The organism is Micromonospora sp. NPDC005172 (genome assembly GCF_040608555.1).
GTDB lineage: Bacteria > Actinomycetota > Actinomycetes > Mycobacteriales > Micromonosporaceae > Micromonospora.
Genome location: NZ_JBEXIL010000118.1, coordinates 1 through 1,794 on the forward strand (window position 1 = coordinate 1; position 1,794 = coordinate 1,794).

The 1,794-nt window shown below is 67.2% G+C and carries 1 protein-coding gene and 1 pseudogene; one reads left to right on the forward strand and one right to left on the reverse strand.

What is annotated here, in order from left to right; genetic code table 11:
• Window positions 1-116: 116 nt before the first annotated feature.
• A complete protein-coding gene (locus ABZV06_RS32015; RefSeq protein WP_355625992.1) occupies window positions 117-1,355 on the reverse strand; it encodes an IS701 family transposase in 1,239 nt (412 codons plus the stop codon).
• 165 nt (window positions 1,356-1,520) lie between these two features.
• Here ABZV06_RS32015 and ABZV06_RS32020 point away from each other — a divergent pair.
• Window positions 1,521-1,700: pseudogene (locus tag ABZV06_RS32020) on the forward strand (IS1380 family transposase); the annotation flags it as partial.
• Window positions 1,701-1,794 lie beyond the last annotated feature (94 nt).

The window sequence follows — 1,794 nt, forward strand, 5'->3', positions numbered from 1 at the left end:
AGCCCAGCTGTCGCTGTTCGACACCATCGAAGGCTGGCGGCATCAGATCGTCGCCACCGACACCCCGCCCGGCAACGGCAGCATCCAATTCCTAGTACTCCAGCAGGAGATCCGTTTCAGGGTTCGATGAGGGCTTGTCGGGCGTAATGGCTGATCTTGGCTTCGGCTTGGTGCTGGCGTCGGAAGATGGACCAGGCGATGACGTCACTGACGCGTCGGGCGGGTTCGATGATCAGGGCGTGGAACAGCCGGCGGAGTTCGTTGACGGTGATCGGGATCAGGCCGTCTGGGCTGGTGGTGCTGGCCGCTGCTGCGGCGGCGAGGAACGCGTGAGCGGCGATGACGAGGGTGGTCCAGCGGTGCCAGGCCCGCCAGCGGCGGTGTTGGTGCTGGTCGAGGCCGAGGCCGGTTTTGGTGGCCTGGAACGATTCCTCGATGCTCCACCGTCTGCCGGCGACGGCGACCAGGTGGTGCAGGGGGACGAGGTTGGGTGACCAGCAGCGGTAGAACGCCAGCTCACCGGTGGTGCGGTTGCGGCGGATCAGCAGCCAGTGGCGACCGTCGTGCTCATCGGCGGCCAGGGGCAGGGTGATGAACGCCCAGTCGTAGTAGCGGTGGCCCTTCGCCCCCTGGCCGGCGGAGATCCGCTGCCACGCCCGTGTCGGCAGGTCGGCGGCGATCTGGTCTGCTCGCTGGATGCCAAGTCCGGTCGGGACTCGGTGCGAGCAGGCGACCGCGAGGACGTAGCCGAGTCGATGCTCGCGTAACGCCGCGGCCAGGTGCGGGTCACCGCCGTAGGCTTCGTCGCCGGCAACCCACCGGCATGGCAACCCGCCCGCGAGGGCGGTGTCGATCAGCCGGCGTGCCAGCTGCGGTTTCGTGGCGAAGCCGACGGTGTCCGGCACCCCGGCCTCCGTCCGTCGCGCGGGATCGTCGGTCCACGCTTTCGGTAGGTAGAGAGCGACGTCGAGCAGGGTGTGCCCGGCTGGTGAGGCATAGGACAGGTGGACCGCGAGCTGGCAGTTCTCGATCTTCCCGGCGGTACCGGAGTACTGCCGTTGCACACCGACGGTATGCACGCCCTTCTTCAGATCCCCGGTCTCGTCGATCAGCAACACACCGTCCGGATGCCCGAGTTTGACCGCGACGAAGTCCCGCACGTCAGCGCGGACCTGCACGTCGTCCCACCTGGCCCGCCCAATCAGGTCCTGCATTCCTCCTGGTCCGTCGTCACCGGCGTGTTCCGCGATCGTCCAACAGTTCTTGGTCGGCAGCGGTGCCAGCAGCCCGGCCATGAAGTCCCGCACCCGTCGGCGGGACTCAGGCCTGCCAAAGCGCGACGCGACCGCGTCCATCAGCTCGTCGAACAGCCCCAACCATCGCTGGGCGTCTACTCTGTAGGCGGCAGCCACCGCCGTATCTTGGGTCCACACAACCACGAGACTCAGCGGTGGCTGTTCCATGCCCACGGACAAAACCACACCGCCACAGCACGTCAGAACGGATCTCCTGCTGGAGTACTAGAGGCCCGGCACCGGGCCCACGCCCGCGTCGAGGACCGCATCCGCTGCGGCAAGAACACCGGCTTCGGCCGGTTCCCGTCGCGGGCGTTCGCGATCAACCAGGCCTGGCTGCAACTCGCCCTGACCGGCATCGACCTGCTCGCCTGGACCCAAACCCTGCTCCTGGACGGCGAACTCGGAATGTGTCAAGGGATTGAGGCCAACGGGAGTTAAGCGGCTTGTCGTTGCGGCTCGGGCTTGTTGATCCAGACCTGTTCGGGCAGGTCGAGGA

Coding starts and splice junctions, on each gene's coding strand:
- ABZV06_RS32015 (WP_355625992.1), bottom strand. CDS start 1,355: ATGGACGCGGTCGCGTCGCGCTTTGGCAGGCCTGAGTCCCGCCGACGG.